Origin of the sequence: Pimelobacter simplex (assembly GCF_900114845.1) — a bacterium.
Classification (GTDB): Bacteria; Actinomycetota; Actinomycetes; order Propionibacteriales; family Nocardioidaceae; genus Nocardioides; species Nocardioides simplex.
The window spans coordinates 293,697-308,720 of sequence record NZ_FOUK01000006.1; the positions used below are offsets into that span (position 1 = coordinate 293,697).

Annotated in this window: 15 protein-coding genes; 2 read left to right on the forward strand and 13 right to left on the reverse strand. The window is 72.9% G+C overall.

The genetic code is table 11. The features are described from left to right. Window positions 1-21: 21 nt before the first annotated feature. The 13 genes from BM223_RS23595 to BM223_RS23655 form a co-directional block, all read right to left on the reverse strand. Window positions 22-2,307, reverse strand: a complete 2,286-nt coding sequence (locus BM223_RS23595; RefSeq protein WP_235319135.1) for a methyl-accepting chemotaxis protein — start codon at window positions 2,305-2,307, stop codon at window positions 22-24. After that, window positions 2,304-2,771 (reverse strand): chemotaxis protein CheW, encoded by a 468-nt coding sequence (locus BM223_RS23600; protein WP_038677137.1) that lies wholly within the window; start codon window positions 2,769-2,771, stop codon window positions 2,304-2,306. Before BM223_RS23600 ends, BM223_RS23595 begins: the two co-directional genes overlap by 4 nt. Next, the gene (locus BM223_RS23605) at window positions 2,768-4,933 is read right to left on the reverse strand and encodes a chemotaxis protein CheA (protein ID WP_038677136.1); all 2,166 of its coding nucleotides are present in this window, start codon (window positions 4,931-4,933) and stop codon (window positions 2,768-2,770) included. Before BM223_RS23605 ends, BM223_RS23600 begins: the two co-directional genes overlap by 4 nt. A gap of 82 nt (window positions 4,934-5,015) precedes the next feature. Next, on the reverse strand, window positions 5,016-5,654 hold the full coding sequence (locus tag BM223_RS23610) for a hypothetical protein (protein ID WP_038677135.1): 639 nt from the start codon (window positions 5,652-5,654) through the stop codon (window positions 5,016-5,018). Continuing rightward, window positions 5,639-6,883 (reverse strand): hypothetical protein, encoded by a 1,245-nt coding sequence (locus BM223_RS23615; protein ID WP_141267127.1) that lies wholly within the window; start codon window positions 6,881-6,883, stop codon window positions 5,639-5,641. The genes BM223_RS23610 and BM223_RS23615 overlap by 16 nt, the downstream gene beginning before the upstream one ends. After that, window positions 6,880-7,620, reverse strand: coding sequence for an ATP-binding cassette domain-containing protein (locus BM223_RS23620; protein ID WP_075018733.1), 741 nt, complete (start codon window positions 7,618-7,620; stop codon window positions 6,880-6,882). Before BM223_RS23620 ends, BM223_RS23615 begins: the two co-directional genes overlap by 4 nt. Before the next feature lie 2 nt (window positions 7,621-7,622). After that, window positions 7,623-8,174 carry a hypothetical protein gene (locus tag BM223_RS23625; RefSeq protein WP_038677133.1) on the reverse strand — a complete coding sequence of 184 codons (552 nt, stop codon included), beginning with the start codon at window positions 8,172-8,174 and terminating at the stop codon, window positions 7,623-7,625. Window positions 8,175-8,310: 136 nt separating this feature from the next. Continuing rightward, window positions 8,311-8,574 (reverse strand): carbon storage regulator CsrA, encoded by a 264-nt coding sequence (gene csrA, locus BM223_RS30245; RefSeq protein ID WP_038677132.1) that lies wholly within the window; start codon window positions 8,572-8,574, stop codon window positions 8,311-8,313. A 9-nt stretch (window positions 8,575-8,583) separates the two neighbouring features. Continuing rightward, window positions 8,584-9,756 (reverse strand): MFS transporter, encoded by a 1,173-nt coding sequence (locus BM223_RS23635; RefSeq protein WP_052138276.1) that lies wholly within the window; start codon window positions 9,754-9,756, stop codon window positions 8,584-8,586. 201 nt (window positions 9,757-9,957) lie between these two features. Continuing rightward, the gene (gene fliW, locus BM223_RS23640; RefSeq protein ID WP_235319134.1) at window positions 9,958-10,347 is read right to left on the reverse strand and encodes a flagellar assembly protein FliW; all 390 of its coding nucleotides are present in this window, start codon (window positions 10,345-10,347) and stop codon (window positions 9,958-9,960) included. A gap of 8 nt (window positions 10,348-10,355) precedes the next feature. Further along, a complete protein-coding gene (flgL, locus tag BM223_RS23645; protein ID WP_038677130.1) occupies window positions 10,356-11,246 on the reverse strand; it encodes a flagellar hook-associated protein FlgL in 891 nt (296 codons plus the stop codon). Window positions 11,247-11,259: 13 nt separating this feature from the next. Further along, window positions 11,260-12,576 (reverse strand): flagellar hook-associated protein FlgK, encoded by a 1,317-nt coding sequence (gene flgK / locus BM223_RS23650; RefSeq protein ID WP_038677129.1) that lies wholly within the window; start codon window positions 12,574-12,576, stop codon window positions 11,260-11,262. Continuing rightward, the gene (locus BM223_RS23655; protein ID WP_038677128.1) at window positions 12,576-13,055 is read right to left on the reverse strand and encodes a flagellar protein FlgN; all 480 of its coding nucleotides are present in this window, start codon (window positions 13,053-13,055) and stop codon (window positions 12,576-12,578) included. The genes flgK and BM223_RS23655 overlap by 1 nt, the downstream gene beginning before the upstream one ends. A 237-nt stretch (window positions 13,056-13,292) precedes the next feature. On the opposite strand from BM223_RS23655, the gene BM223_RS23660 reads away from it, so the two are divergent. After that, window positions 13,293-14,105 carry a sigma-70 family RNA polymerase sigma factor gene (locus BM223_RS23660; protein WP_075018745.1) on the forward strand — a complete coding sequence of 271 codons (813 nt, stop codon included), beginning with the start codon at window positions 13,293-13,295 and terminating at the stop codon, window positions 14,103-14,105. 119 nt (window positions 14,106-14,224) lie between these two features. Continuing rightward, entirely contained in the window at window positions 14,225-15,022 is a 798-nt protein-coding gene (locus BM223_RS23665; protein WP_038677127.1) for a flagellin N-terminal helical domain-containing protein, read from the forward strand. Window positions 15,023-15,024: the final 2 nt, after the last annotated feature.

The window sequence follows — 15,024 nt, forward strand, 5'->3', positions numbered from 1 at the left end:
TTGTCGGTCAAGTCCCCCCGCTCAGAGGGTGAACCGGCCCACCATCTCCCGCAGCTCCCCCGCCATCCCGGTCAGCTCGGTCGCGGAGGTCAGCGTCTGCTCCGCCCCGACGCGGGTGTCCGCGGCGGCGGTGGCGACCTGGGTGACGTCCTCGGCGATGCCGTTGGCGCCGGCGGCGGCCTCGGTGACCGAGCGGGCGATCTCGTTGGTGGTGGCGGTCTGCTCCTCCACCGCGGAGGCGATCGTCGACTGGATGTCGTTGATCCGGGCGATGACATCGGCGATCCGGCTGATCGCGGAGACGGCGCCCTGGGTGTCGCTCTGGATGGCCTCGATCTTCTGACCGATCTCCTCGGTCGCGCGGGCGGTCTCCTTGGCCAGCTCCTTCACCTCGTTCGCGACGACGGCGAAGCCCTTGCCGGCGTCGCCGGCGCGGGCAGCCTCGATGGTCGCGTTGAGGGCGAGGAGGTTGGTCTGCTGGGCGATCGAGGTGATCACCTTGATGACCTGGCCGATCTCGGCGGACGACTCCCCCAGCGACGCGACGGTGCCCTGCGCCTCGGAGGCGACGGTGACGGCGTCGGTGGCGACGGTCGCGGCCTCGGTGGCGTTCTTGGCGATCTCGCGGATCGACGCGGTCATCTCCTCCGCGGCGGTCGCCACGGTCTGGATGGACGCCGACACCTGGACCGACGCGCTCGACGCGGACGCCGCGCGGTCGGACGTCGTCGTCGCGCCCTCGCCCATGCCCTCGGAGAGCGAGGTGAGCTGGTCGGCCGCGGCGGCCAGGGACTCGGCCGTGCCGCCGATGTTGCCCATGCTGGTGCGCAGGGTGCCGAGCAGTGCCCGCAGGCCGGCGGCGACCCGGCCGACCTCGTCGTCGCCCTCGATGTCGAGGCTCCGGGTGAGGTCGCCGTCGGCCGCGGCCGAGACGACGTCGAGCATCTGCTGCACCTTGCCGGTGAGGACGGCGGCCTCGGCGCGCTCGCGGGTCTCGCGCTCGATCCGGCCGATCGCCTGCGAGACCAGGCGGCCGACGTTGCGCAGCGCCTCGAGTCGCTGCGGGCTCGGCTCGAGGGTCTCGGTGGCGAAGAAGTCCATCGTGCCGACGACGTCGCCGTCGACGATGACGGGGAAGCAGACGCCCGACTTCACGCCGACCTGCTGGGCGACGGGGGCCCGCACGCAGTCGGTCATCTCGCCGATGTCGCGGGTGAAGTAGAGGTCGCGCTGCGCCCAGGCGCGGCCGGACAGGCCGATCCCCTCGGCGAACGAGGCCTGCATCGTCACCCGGCGGAACTCCGGACCGGCGTCGCCGGACTCGCGGTCGAACTTGAGCAGCCGGTCGGCCGGGTCGACCTTCCAGTACGAGCCGTAGGCCCAGCCGAACTCGCCGCGCAGCGTGTCGAGCGTGCTCTGCACGGCGGCCTCGACGTCGGTGGCGGAGCCGAGCGTGGCGAGGATCTTGTTCACCGCGGACGTGTCGGCCGCGGACTCCGCGCGCTCGCGCTCGACGCGCAGCCGATCGGTGATCACGTCCCAGGTCGCCATCGCGCCGACGTACTCGCCGGAGCTGTCGCGGATCGCGGAGACCAGCAGGTCCAGGGTCTCCGGACCGACCTGGATGTCCGCGCGCCGCGGCAGGTGGTCGGCGCTCGCGAGCAGACCGCGCTGGTAGGCCGGGCTCTTGTGGAAGACGTCGAGGCTGGAGCCGACGACCTCGTCGGCGCGCACCGGCAGGTGCTGCTCGAGCCCGCGCAGCGTCTCGAGCGAGGCCGGGTTCATGTAGCGGATGACGAAGTCGCGGTCGGCGAACATCATGTTCGTCGGCGAGTTCTCCATCATCGAGGTGGCGATCGCCATCTCGCGCTGGGCCTGCACCTTCAAGGTGACGTCCTCGAAGGTGACCAGCGCGCCGACGTACGTCCCGGACGCGTCGTGGATGGCGCTGAGCAGGACGTCGTGGATGGTGCTCTCGCCCGTCACCTGGTCGCTCAGCGGCAGCCGGGCGGGCGTCGCGGTGATCGCGGCGCCGTGGTCGGGGTGCGCGTAGATCACCTCGAAGGACATGCCGATCAGCGTGTCCGGGTCGATCTGCGGGATGTCGGGGCCGCCGGCGGCCATCTCGCGCCGCGCCCTGCTGTTGACGAAGCGGATGGTGTAGTCGGGCGCGACGACGAACGCACCGGCCTCCATGGCGTCGTACAGCGTGTAGTCGACGACGGCCGTCGCGGCCGCGGCCGCTGCCTTGGTCGTCCTCTTGGCGGGACCGGTGCCGTTCACCGGCGCGTCCAGGATCTCGGTCACGGGTTTCCTCCGGGGGTGTCGGGTGCGGTCACGACGTCGACCGCACGGTCTGCGTCGAGGACGAGCAGGATGGCGTCGGGCAGCGGGCGTACCCCGCGGACGACGTCCTGCACTCCTCGCGGCAGGTTCGAGGGCGCCGGCTGGGGATCCACGCCGGCGGTGTCGATGACGTCGCCGATGTCGTCGACGAGGAGGCTGACCACCTCGCCGCGACTGCGGACGATCACGTTCATCGGGAGCTGCTCGGCGTCCCGTGGGGGGAGGCCGAGCCGGACGCGCAGGTCGACCGCCGTGACGATCTGGCCGCGCAGGTTGATCAGGCCGCGGACCGCCTCGTCCGCGCGCGGCACCGGCGTCATCGGCTGGTGCCGGATGACCTCCTGCACCTCCTCGACGGCGACGCCGAAGAGCAGGTCGGCGACCCAGAAGGTGCACAGCTGCTCGGTGCTGGTGCTGGTGCTCACGCCGACACCCCCGAGCGGGCGACGACCGCGGCCAGGTCGACGAGGTCGGTGACCCGGTCCTGGACGACGGCGCTGCCGCTCACGCCGGAGCGACGGCCCACCTGGCTCGCCGTGACGGCCACCTCGACCACGTCGAGGACCCGGTCGATCACGATCCCGACCGCACCGGCGGCCGCATCGGACGTCTCGTGGACGACCACGCTGATCTGCTCGCCGCGGTCGCTGGTGTCGGGCAGCCCGATCGCCGCCGCGAGCCGGACCAGCGGCAGGATGCCGTCGCGGTACTGCACCACCTCGGCCGTCCCGCTGCGCTCCACGCGGTCCTGGGCGAACTCCTCGAGCCGGGCGACCGCGGCCAGCGGCAGCGCCGCACGGCGTCCGTCGGCGACCTCGAGGACGAGCAGCGCCTGCCGGTCGTCGCCCGCGCTCGCGCGGACGTCGGCGGCCTCGTCCGGGACGGCGGAGACGCCCGCGGTGCTCGCGATCCCGGCGACGTCGAGGATCAGCGCGACCCGCCCGTCGCCCATGATCGTGGCGCCGGCGTACGTCGCCAGGCCCTTGAGCTGGCGACCGATCGGCTTGACCACGATCTCCTGGGTGTCGTGCACCTCCGAGACGCACAGGCCGAAGCGCACGTCGTCGGACTGCAGCACCACCACCGTGAGCGCCTCGTCGGGCGCGGGCTGCGCACCACCGAGCGTCTCGGCGAGCGACACCAGCGGCAGCAGCTTGCCGCGCAGCCGCAGCACGGCCGCCCCGGCGAGACGCTCCACCTGACGACGTACGTCGTCGCCCTCGATGCGGACGAGCTCGACGAGGTTGGCCTGCGGGATCGCGTAGCGCTCACCGCCCTCCCCCACCACCAGTGCGGGGATGATCGCCAGCGTCAGGGGGATCCGCACGCGCGTCGTCGTCCCCCTGCCGGGCTCGGAGGCGACGTCGACGCTGCCGCCGATGCGCTCGATGTTCGTGCGCACGACGTCCATGCCGACGCCGCGGCCGGAGATGTTGGAGACCGCCGCCGCCGTCGAGAAGCCCGGCCGGAAGATCAGGCCGAGCACCTCGCGCTGCTCCATCCGGGCGAGCTGGTCGCGCGTGATGACCCCGCGCTCGACCGCGATCGCCCCGATCCTGGCGGGATCGATGCCCTTGCCGTCATCCGCGATCTCGACGACGACCTGGCCGGACTCGTGGTAGGCGCGCAGGCTCAGCGTGCCCTTGCCCGGCTTGCCCGCGGCCCGTCGTACGTCGGGGGGCTCGATGCCGTGGTCGAGGGAGTTGCGCACCAGGTGCGTCAGCGGGTCCTTGACCGCCTCGAGCAGGCTCCGGTCGAGCTCGGTCTCGTGGCCCTCCATCACCAGCTCGACCTCGCGGCCCAGCTGGTGCGACAGGTCGCGCACGACCCGCGGGAGCTTCGACCAGACCTGGCCGATCGGCTGCATCCGGGTTTTCATCACCGACTCCTGCAGCTCGCTCGCCACGAGGTCGAGACGCTGGCTGGCGCGGACCAGCTCGACGTCCGCCGAGCCGAGGCTGCGCTGGAGGAGCTGGTTGCGGGTGAGCACGAGCTCGCCGACCAGGTCGACCAGGTCGTCGAGGAGGTCGACGTCCACGCGGACCGAGGCGTCGACGACGGTGCGGCGCTCGGGCTCCGAGGTCTCGACGGGTTCGGGTTCGGGGGTCTCGACAGGCTCGACCGGCGGGACGGGCGTCTCGGCCAGCGGCTCGGGAGTCTCGACCGGCGGCTCGGGGGTCTCGACCGGCGGCGCGGGCTCGGCGAGCAGTCCCTCCAGGACCGCGACGACGGGGTCGACGGCGACGGCCGGGTCGACGTCCGTCCCGCTCTGCTCGATGGCGCCGAGCAGTGCGCGGACGGTGTCCACCATGCTGAGCAGCGCCTCGGCGATCGGCGGCGTCATCTCCGTCTCGCCGTCGCGGAGCCGCGACAGCAGGGTCTCCCCCACGTGCGTCAGCGCCTCGAGCCGGTTGAACGCGAGGAACCCGCTCGTCCCCTTGATCGTGTGGATCGTGCGGAAGATGCTCGACAGGCGCTCCCGCGAGTCGGGCTGGCGCTCGAGCTCGACGAGGTCGCGGTCGAGCTGGTCGAGGTTCTCGTGGGACTCCACGAGGAACTCGGCGATGATCTCGGCGTCGTCGTCCACGACCGTTCTTTCGGCGCGGCGCGGGGGTGGCTGAGGGGCGTAAAGGGAGTCGGGACTTTCGCCCTGTCCCGGGCCCGACTCCTCAGGTCCCGCGGGGGCGCACCGCGGCCGCGACCAGCACTCCCCCGGCGAGGACGGCGAGCTCCGCGCCGGCCGGCACCTGCTCCGCGACGAGCCACGCCCACGGCCGCACGGTGAGGGTGCCGTGCTCCATCGTCGAGCCGTAGCCGAACGCCAGTCCCGACAGGACGTACAGCCACGGCACTGCGAGCCCCCAGAACAGCCCGGCGACACCCGCGACCAGGCCGATCCCGACGAGCGCGCCGGCCAGCGTCAGGCAACGCACTCCCACCGCCGGTACGGCGAGCAGCGGGGTCAGCGCCCCGGCGGCGCCCCCGGCTCCCCCGACGACGACCACCAGCAGCACCAGCCGGGCCGCGCGCAGGTCGCGCGCGGCGAGCCGCTCGGCTCCGTCGAGGACGGGACGGACCAGCAGCACGACCAACGACGCCACCGCGCAGCCGACGGGCAGGCTCGCCCGCGGCCGCGGGACCCGGACGTCGTCCTGGAGGCTCGGCACGGTGTGCCCGGCGCTGAGCAGCAGGACGGCGAGGCAGCCGGCCAGGCACAGCGCCGTCCACGGGCGCAGGCGGAGGTGGAAGCCGACCACGCGGAACGTCTCGGGGACGCGGGACCGGCGGGTGGTCAGGTGTTGGTGCACGTGCGGATCTCGGCCAGGGCGGTGCGGACGGCGGCGGCGACCTGGTCCGGACGGCGGCCCTGCTGCTCGGGGTGCCAGACCAGGAACTCCTCCTGGGGAAGCGCACCGCCGATCAGGTACAACCAGTCGGCGACGAGGTCACGGCGCCCGAGCAGGGGCAGCGGGGGGAGGTTGGCGAACATCTCGGCGCACCACAGTGGAGTCGTGAGCGACTGCACGACGGCGTCGGCATCGAGGGTCCGGTCGCGCAGCGACCTCGTCCCGACCACCAGCTCGCCGACGCCCTCGGGCGAGCGCAGGTTCCCCCCTTGCTCGTAGCGAGCGGGGAAGTTCGCCCGCGGCACGCCGTGCGTCGCTGCGACGTCGAGGGCGCGCTCGAGGCTGTCGGCGGCCGGCCGGAGCAGCCGGTCGTAGCCCGGGTAGACGCACACCGTGATCGAGCTCGTCCGGCAGCGGGTGGGCCGTTCGCCCGACGACACGTACAGGTCGGGCGAGACGACGAGCGACGACACCCAGAGCGCACCCACCGCCGCCGCGACGCCACCCGCGACGGTGACGCGGCGCGCCGCGAGCGGGAGCGCCGGGGCCGTGAGGCAGACCGCCGCCAGGAGGAGGCCGAGGACGGTGACGCCGTACCGGCTCGACATCGCCGCCTGCTCGACCGCGGGCCCGGCGGTGCCGGGGAAGGCGAACAGCGACCAGCCGCCGGGGACCGACCAGAACAGGAGCGCACCCAGCACCGCGGTCGCGGCGACGGCGGCGTAGGGCGAGGACACCACGCCGCCCGCCGCGACACCGACCGTGGCCGCCAGCGCGAACATCGACAGGTGGGCGAGCACCACGAGACCGGCGGTCGGATCGACCACCCCGTCGGAGGTCACGGTCGCGACGGCGACCACGAGGACGCCGAGCAGGTAGGGCACCGCAGCGGCCGCGAAGGGAGGCAGCAGCAGCGTCGCGTGGGTCCGCCAACCCGCCACCGGCGCGCGGTCGCGCAGGGCCCGGTGTCCGGAGCCCGGGGCGCCGGCATCCCACCCGGCGACGAAGGCCGTCAGCACGACTCCGACCGGCACCGCCTGGAGGGCGTGGTTGAACCCCCACCACCAGTCGCCGCGCCACAGCGTGAGGCTCGGCAGGACGGCGTAGCCGACGGCGACGAGCATCGGGACGACAGCGAGCGTCGCTCTCGACGTCCCCAGCAGGTAGCGCGCTCGCGATCCCCGGCTCATCCGCCGGATCCCAGCAGGCGCCACAGCCCGCGCTCGAGATCGCTCGCGCCGTGGTCGCCGGGGCGGGCGCGGGCCGCGACGCCGTCGGCGGAGCCGGTGAAGGTCACCGTGCCGGCATCGAGCACGACCACCGTGTCGTCGTGCTCGTCGATGTCGGCCACCACGTGCGTGCTCACGACGACCGCCCGGGTCCTGCCCAGCCGATCGACCAGCCCGCGCAGGGCGACCCGCTGGACCGGGTCGAGCCCGACGCTCGGCTCGTCGAGCACGAGCAGTACGGGACGGTGCACGAGGGACATCGCGATCGAGACCCGCTGCCGCTCACCGCCGGACAGCGTCCTCGCCCGGCGGGTTGCCAGGTGGGCGACGTCGAGCTCGTCGAGCGCCTCGGCAACACGAGCCTCTGCCTCGGGGCGTGGCACGTCCTTGAGCCAGGCTGCGTAGCGCAGGAGGTCGACCACCCGGGCGCCGCCCGGCACCTCGGCGCCTTGGGGGACGTAGCCGATCCGGCGCATCAGGCCCGCGCGTGCCCGGCGTTCCCCCTGAGCGGACCCGCCGATCTCGATCGTGCCGGCCGCGGTCGGGACCAGCCCCACGACGGCTCGGAGCAAGGTGGTCTTCCCGGCGCCGTTGCGACCGACCAGCACCGTCACCCCCGGGCCGATCACCAGGTCGACCGGCCCCAGGCGGAAGGCACCCCGCGCGACCTCGACGCCGACGCAGCGCACTTCTCCCATGCTCAGTAGGGGTTTCCCTTGGTGAAGGTGTTCTTCGAGTGCGTGTCGGGGCCGCTGTTGGACTCGCTCACCTGCATCAGCGCCCGGGCGTAGCTGCCACTCGGGTTGAGTGCCGTCGACGCGTAGAAGCGCGGGGACCAGGTGCCCTTGCGCCAGGTCTCCTTGTCGAAGTCGGAGAACTGCGAGGCGTAGGTGAAGTAGCTCGCCGAGCACGAGGTGTACTCGGGTGCGAGGCAGGTGCCCGCGTTGGTCTGGGTGAAGAGCTCGAAGTAGACCGCGTTGTCGTTCGTGGTGTCGCGGTCACGGAGGTAGCCGTAGGCCTGGGAACGCGTCCCGTTGACCGTCGTACCGATCTGCCAGGTCCCGTACCCGGACGCCTTGGCCTTGCCGTTGTCGAAGGCGGTGAGCGGAGTCTCCAGCGAGTTCCACTTGCGGACCTTCGCATCGGCGGGTGGCCCGAGGACCAGGACGACCGCGATCGAGGCGACCAGCGGCACGAGCACGAGCAGGGCGCCGGCCCGGAACCGGGCCGGCAGGGACGTCGAAGCGGACATGGCGAGAACCCCCGAGACGGACTACGTCTGACCTCGACAAGTATGGGCATACGAAGATGATGAGGGCAACGACGGATCATCGACGGTTTGCGCACGCTCTCGCGGGCGTTGCCGACCGGTGGGGCGAGGGGGTCGCTCAGTCGGTGCCGGAGTCCGTGCCCGAGCCCCGCAGCGCCTGGCTCAGCGACGCCACCGCGCTCTCGGACGGCGAGGCCGCGTCGGCGTTGGCGTCCGCGAGCTCGGCGAGCAGCTCGGCCCGGTGGACGGCGACCGAGCGAGGTGCGTCGATGCCGATCCGGACGACGTCGCCGCGCACCTCGAGGACGGTGACCGTCACTGCTTCGGGCGATCCGCCGCCGATGACGACGCTTTCGCCGACACGGCGCGAGAGAACCAGCACGGCACGAGGCTAGCGGGCGGGGATCTCGGTTGTCGCGGCGACAGGCTCGGGGACGGCTATCGAGGCCGCCGTCGCGATGGCGACTGCCGCGACGAGCACGTTCGCCTCCCAACCCACGTGCTCGACGGCGACGGCCCCGAAGCCGGTGCCGAGGCTGCCGCCGACGAAGTAGACCACCATGTAGGCGCTGTTGAAGCGCGCCGGAGCAGTGGGATCGAGGGCCAGGACGGTGCTCTGGTTGGCGACCTGGGCGGCGAACAGGCCGGCGTCGAAGACGGCGAGGCAGGCCAGGGTCAGCACGGTGCTGGCGAGGCCGAAGGCCAGGGCGACGGTGGCCAGGGCGGCCAGCGCGAGGCCGGTGCGGACGACGGGGCGAGCCCCGACCCGGTCGGTCGAGGTGCCGGCGACGCGGGTGGCGAGGATGCCGGACAGGCCGGCGAGGGCGTAGAGGCCGATCCGCTCGGCCGAGTAGGAGTACGGCGGCGCGGAGAGCGCGACGGCGAGCCCGGACCACACCGCGCAGAAGGCGAAGAACCACAGCGCGCCACGCAGCGCGGCACGGCGCAGGCGGACGTGCGCGACGAGCAGGCCGGGCAGCGAGCGCACGGTGGCGACGTAGCCGCGGTCGGCGGTCCCGCGGCCGCCGGGCAGCAGGGCCGAGCAGGCCAGCGCGGTGAGGGCGCACGCACCGGCGAGCACGAGGAGCATCGCGCGCCAACCCAGCTCGTCGGCCAGCCAGCCGCCGGCGATCCGGCCGGCGAGGATGCCGGCCGAGATGCCGGCGGTGACCGTCCCGAGGACGGCGGCACGCCGGTGCGGTGGGGCAAAGCGGCCGGCGACCGAGCTCAGGCCGGCGCCCACGGTCGAGCAGGCGCCCACGACCCCGGTGACGACGGCCAGGACCACGACGTGTCCCACGAGGGCGCCGGCGCCGAGAGCGAGCGCGAGCACCGCGAGCTGGACGGCGAGCACCCGGCCCGGCGCCAGGTGGTCGACGAGCGGCACGACGAGACCGAGACCGGCCAGGTAGCCGACCGAGCCGCATGCCAGCGCGAGCCCGACCGCGGCGACGGAGGAGTCCAGCGCGGCCGCGACGTCGGCGATCGCCGGTTGGAGCGGGTAGATGGTCGACGTGCCGAGGGCCGCCGCGAGCGCCATGAAGAGGACGGGAGGAGTTCGCACCCCGACGACGCTAGGAACCCCGCGGCGTCCCGTCTGGCGGGAATCGGCCCTGACCGCCGGACCGCCTCGCCGAGGCGCGCGGCAGTTTCACCGCCTAGGCGGTGAAACCGGACCTGGGCACAGCGAATTCCATGCGCCAACCGGCAGTTTCACCGCCTAGGCGGTGAAACTGCCGCCGGGCTGAACCGACGGGGTGGGGCGTCAGGCCACCAGCGGCGCCGCGAGCGGGAGCGCGACGTCGTCCAGGATCACCTGGCTGGCGCGCCGCGTGGCCGGGTTGACGACGAGCGGCGCGCGGAGGTTCACGGTGGTGTCGGCGAGCGTGGCGCCCGCGCGGACGACGAGGAGCACGAGGACGTCGTCCGCCGAGTCGGACGAGATGCCGAGCTCGTCGGCGACGTCGTCGGCGATCTCGGGGGCGTAGTCCGGGTAGAACGGCGCCGGCGGGACGACGACGAACTGGAGGTCGTCGCTGTCGAGCGAGCGGAAGCCGTGGAGGACGCCGGTGTCGTCGAGCCGGACCAGGGCGAAGCGCTCGTCGGCCGGGAAGCCGGGCATCGGGTGGGCGAGCTCGATGACGGGGATGTCCATGGCCTCGATCATCGCAGGAAGTCGAGGAGGCTCGGCTGCAGGACGCGCGAGGTCGCACCGAGGGCGGCCTGGTAGGCGACCTCCTGGAGCTTGAGCGCGACGGTGGTCTCCGCGAGGTCGGCGTTCTCGACGGTGCTGAGCTGCTTCTCGAGCGAGATCTTGGCGTCGCCGGCGGCCTGGTCGGCCTGCTCGAGGCGCTGGTACCGGGTGCCGGCGGCGGTGCGGGCGGCGGTGACCGTCTCCATCCGCGTGTTGAGCGTGGTGATGGCGTTGCTGATGCCCGCCTGGTCGCCGGCGCGCAGCGCGGTGGCGAGGGCGTCGAGCTCGGCGAAGACGGAGGTCGCGCCGTCGCCGAAGACGACGGGCCCGTCGAGGTCGACCTTGACGACGACGCCCTCGGCGATGCGCCGGTTCACGTCGCCGACGGTCCCGACGTAGTTGCCGCTCGCGTCGTACGCCGTCCGGCCGGCGGTGACGCCGCCGAACACCGGGCTGTCGAGGTACGTCGTGTTGGCCCGCGAGAGCAGCTCCTTGCGGAGCCCCTCGACCTCGGTGGCGATCGCGTCGCGGGCGACCTGCCCGGACGCCGACGCGTTGGCGCCCTGGAGCGCGAGGTCGCGCGCGCGGCGCACGGTGGTGGTGACCGAGTCGAGCGCGCTGTCGATCTGGGTCAGCCAGCCGAGGCCGTCCTGGGCGTTGCGGGAGTACTGCGTCTGGTCGGCCATCGAGCCACGCATCCGCATGGCCGCCGTGGTGCCGGTGGGGTTGTCGGAGGGGCGGTTGATGACCTTGCCCGTCGACAGCTGCTCCTGCAGCCGGGCCAGCCGGCCGAGGCCCTGCTGGAGGTGCCCCAGCGATCCCTCGGTCAGCATCCGCTGCGTGACGCGCCCGATGCTCATCGTTCTCCCTGTCCTAGCGACCGACGATGCCGGTGCGGTTGATCAGCGTGTCCAGCACCTCGTCGAGCGTGGTCAGCAGCCGCGCGGCGGCCTCGTAGGCCCGCTGCGCGGTCAGCATGGTGACCGTCTCCTCGTCGAGGTTGACGCCGGCCTGCTGCTCCCACGCGGTATCGAGGGAGCCGGTCAGCGCGGCCTGGTTGGCGGTCTGCCGCCCGACGGCGGCGACCTGGGTGCCGAAGCCGTTGACGAGCTTCTGGTAGGCGTCGGAGTAGGTCCCGACGCGGCTCAGCGCGTCGGCGTTGTCGCCATTGCGCGCGGTGCCGCCGAGCGACGACGCGGCGACCAGGTTCGGGTCGGTGATCGCGACCTGCAGGCTGGCCGCGCCGACGGCGGGGTCGAACGTGAAGAACGTCCCGCCCGGGTTGCCGTTGGCGTCGAAGCCCAGTGCGTGCTGGGAGTTCACGGCATTGGCCAGGTCGGCCGCGACGGCGTCCAGCCCGGCCCGGTACGCCGGGAGGGTGGTGGTGAGCAGCGTCGTGACGGCGCCGATCGCCCCGCCGTACGTGGCGGCCGGGTCGATCGCGAACGTGCTGGCCACGTCGGCGCTGACCAGGCTGGCACCGGCCACGGAGACGTCGAACTGCCCGTCGGGGCGCACGGTCGTGGTCGCGCCGGTGAGCTCCGAGAGACGCAGTGCGAGCTGGTCGCGGCGGTCGCGCAGGGTGCCCGCGTCGGTGCCGTTGGCCTCGGTGACGAGGATGCTGCGGTTGAGCGCGGCGAGGTCGGTCGCGGCGGTGTTGACCTCGCTGACCAGGCTCGTGAGGTGGACCTGCTGGTCGGCCTCCTCGCCGGCGATGTTCGAGACCTGCACGCGCAGCGCCTGGGCGAGCGTCTCGGCGCGGCCCAGCACCTGCTGGCGCGCGGCGGCGCCGCCGGGGTTCGTGGCGAGGTCCTGCCAGGCGTTGCGGAAGTCGAGCATCGCGGCGTGCACACCGTTGGCTCCGGGCTCGCCGATGCCCTCCTCGACGCGCGAGAGCACCGTGCTGGTGGTCTGCAGGTAGGCGAGCATGCCGTGCTCGCGACGGACCCGCGCGTCGAGGAGCGGGTCGACCATCCGGCGGACCTCGCCGACGCTGACGCCCTCGCCGTGGCCGTCGTACCGCGACCACAGGGCGGGCGCGGCGCTGCTCACCGAGGAGCCGACCACGCGGCGCCGCACGTAGCCGTCGGTGTCGGCGTTGGAGATGTTGTTTCCTGCGACGTCGAGCAGGACCTGGTTGTAGCGCAGCCCCGACAGCGCGGTGCTGATGGAGCCGAACGAGCCAGCCATCAGAGACTCCGGTCCAGCAGGTGCGAGCGGGGCGCGTCGGCGACGGCCGCGCCGGCGGGCGTGTAGCTCGCCGTGGACGTGCCGCCGATGGCGAGGAGCGTCTCGCGGGCGGAGCGGTAGCCCGCCGTGATCAGGCCGCGTGCGTCCTCGGACGTCTCGGCGATCTCGCGGGCGACGCCGACGAGGGCGTCGCGGTGGTCGAGCAGGATGCCGCGCCACGGGTCGTCGGAGGCCTCGGCGAGCGCGGCCAGGGACGGGTTGGGCGTCAGGCCGAGCTTCTCGGCGACCTCGTCGGCGGCGGTCGCCCGCAGCACCTCGGTCGCGCGGAGGTCCTCGAGCAGCGACTCGATCTCCCTCGTGGCGTTGACCAGCCAGCGGGTCCGGCCGCTCGCGAGCACGAGGCGTTCGACCTCGAGCTTGTACGCCAGGAGCTCGAGGAGCTCCCGCTCGCGCCACAGGATCTGCGACAGCCTGTCCATCCCACGCCCTTCCGTCCGCTCCCGGTGGAGCGATCTCGGCCCTACCCATCGCCCGCGGCACGGGCGACCTGAGGGGTCTCGCACGATCTCCCTCAGCCGGACGGACATCGACCGGAGGTCCGTCGTGACCAGAGGGGCCCGGGACTCCGTCCTGTATTGCCGGACCGATAGGCCTGTTTGGCGGCAATGACCTGCGCGGCGCCCCCGCGAGGCCGGAATGTCGTGCACGTGAACGAGATGGACGAGCTGATCACGACCCACATGCCTCTGGTCGGCCACATCGTGCGGGAGACGATGGGCCGGGTCCCGTCGCACGTCAGCCGCGACGACCTGACGTCGGCCGGCCTGACCGCGCTCGTGCTCGCCGCGAAGGCGTACGACGAGAGCCGCGGCGTCCCGTTCGACCGGTACGCCGCGACCCGCATCCGCGGCGCGCTGCTCGACGAGCTGCGCTCGGTCGACTGGGCCTCCCGCTCCGTCCGCCGCCGGGCCCGCGACCTCGCCGAGACGCGCAACCGGCTCGCCACCGTGCTGGGCCACACGCCGTCCGTGGCCGAGGTCGCCCGCGCGGCCGGCCTCAGCGAGGACGAGGTCGCCGCGAACGACGACGACGTCTCGCGCGCCCAGGTGCTCTCCCTGCAGGGATCGAGCGCCACCCCCATCGAGGAGCTCGTCGCGACCCGGGCCCCGTCGCCCGAGGAGCTCGTCGAGCACGCGGAGCGGCTCACCTACCTGCGCGAGGCGATCGAGGAGCTGCCCGAGCGGCTGCGCGTCGTCGTCCAGGACTACTTCTTCTCCGAGCGGCCGATGGCCGACATCGCCGCCGACCTCGGCGTCACCGACTCGCGAATCTCGCAGATGCGGGCCGAGGCGCTGACCCTGCTGCGCGACGCGCTCAACCACGCGCTCGAGCCGTCGCTGGTCAAGCAGAACGGCAAGGCGGGCGGCGTCGCGCAGCGCCGGCGGGAGTCGTACTTCGCCGCGGTCGCGGCCCGGCACGCGCAGAGCGCCCGCGGTGGCGTCGTCCGGCCGCTCGACGCCGTCGGCTGAGGCCGCGGACATTTTCGGAGTTTTCCTTCAGTCCCGCGCCACGACGCCGATCACCACCCCGACGGGCGACCACGGATGGTCACCCGAGAACCGACCTTTAGTTCCAGGAGGGAAACATCATGGGTCTTCGCATCAACCAGAACATCGAGGCGACCAACGCGTACCGCAACCTCTCGGTGACGCAGAACCAGCTCTCGAAGTCGATGGAGAAGCTGTCGTCCGGCTTCCGGATCAACCGGGCCGCCGACGACGCCGCCGGTCTGGCCATCTCCGAGGGCCTGCGCTCGCAGGTCGGTGGCCTCAAGGTCGCGGTCCGCAACGCCCAGGACGGCATCTCGGTCGCGCAGACCGCTGAAGGTGCGCTCACCGAGGTCCACTCGATGCTGCAGCGCATCAACGACCTCGCCGTCCAGTACAACAACGGCACCCAGAACACCGACTCGCAGGCCGCCATCGAGGCCGAGGTCACCGAGCTGAACGCCGAGATCACCCGGATCAAGGACAACACCAAGTTCAACGGCGTCTCGCTCTTCGGCGGCACCGCGCTGGACTTCCAGGTCGGCTACGCGGACGCGGACACCATCACCGTCTCCGCCACCGCCCTCGCCGACTTCACCACCGCGGTCGGCACCCTGACCGCGGCCGGTGGCAGCGACGCCGTCCAGGCCGCGATCACCGCCGTCTCCACGCAGCGCGCGGAGCTCGGTGCGGTCCAGAACCGGTTCGAGCACACGATCAACAACGTCAACGTCGCGATCGAGAACCTGTCCGCCTCCGAGTCGCGCATCCGCGACACCGACATGGCCCAGGAGATGATGAGCCTCACCCGCTCGCAGATCCTCTCCCAGGCCGGTACGGCGATGCTCGCCCAGGCCAACTCGGCCCCGAACGGCGTGCTGCAGCTGCTCCGCGGCTGATC